The following is a 1,010-nucleotide window of genomic DNA, read 5'->3' on the forward strand; positions in this document are numbered from 1 at the left end:
GGACCGCCTTCGCGCAGGAAGGGCCCCAAGGCCTCGAACTGCGCGATGAAGGCTTGCCACGGCAGCGGCAGTTGCGAGCTGATGCGCGGCTTCGGGACGGCCGACAGGCCGCCCTCGTTCATGTAGCGGCGGATGAACTCCCACTCCGCCTGCAAATCCGCCTCACTGCTGCTTTGCTTGCCGACAAAGGCTATGACGGGAAAGGGCAGCGGCGTGTMGTCGGCGAACCAGCCGAGAAGCAAGCGCTGGCCGGCGACTTCCATCGAACTGACGCCCTCCCAGKGCACAACGACAATCCCTCCACAGCTAGGAGGACGATGCAGATAGACCTGCCGCGTGACACGGTTGAAGCGGATCAGCAGGTGACGGGAGGTCAAGGCTTCCAGGCGGGTGACGCGAAAAGCGTATTTGAAATAAAACCAGAGCGGTGCGCCAGCAAGAAATGTTACGAACACCGCAAAAACAATGTCGCCAATATCCCAAGGTCTGCCGAACACGGTTTCGTTGCCCACGATGAAGGCCCAGAAGATGGGCAAGGCAAAGTCAATCCACATGCCAAACAGGAGGAGAACAACCGCACCTGAGACAAAAGTTACCAGCCCGCGCTTCTCCTCCATGCCACCACAACGCATTTCCAGGTAAGTGTCATTGCAGGCATAGACCGGACCTCGTGTTTCGGCATGTGCGAACCGTTTCGCTGCCTGATTCGCTTTGTCTTCGGCCACGGTCTCTGCATACACGGGTTCCACCAGCGGCTTCTTTGAACCGTCGGCGTCTCCCATGTTMGCTTCAAACCATTGATCAGACTTGATGTTGAGCAGCCATGCCATCCACTMTACGTAGTACATCAGAGCACCTCGCGCAGTCCGCCATAGAGAGCGGCAAGTTCTTMTTGCGTATCCTCGTATGGTTTTTCCCCATTGAACTTGGGTCCGCGATACATGGTGTGTTTGCACCATTTTTGCAGGGCGTCGTCATCGAAAATGGCAATGAATGCGCTAACGGCCAGT

At 57.0% G+C, this 1,010-nt stretch carries 1 protein-coding gene; it reads right to left on the reverse strand.

The genetic code is table 11. The annotated features are described in order from the left end of the window. Positions 1-830, reverse strand: an 830-nt coding sequence (locus AC1DKV_RS40475; protein ID WP_477139769.1) for a hypothetical protein, incomplete at its 3' end; no start/stop codon positions are given. Positions 831-1,010 lie beyond the last annotated feature (180 nt).

It is taken from the genome of Cupriavidus sp. 05T41 (assembly GCF_056396525.1).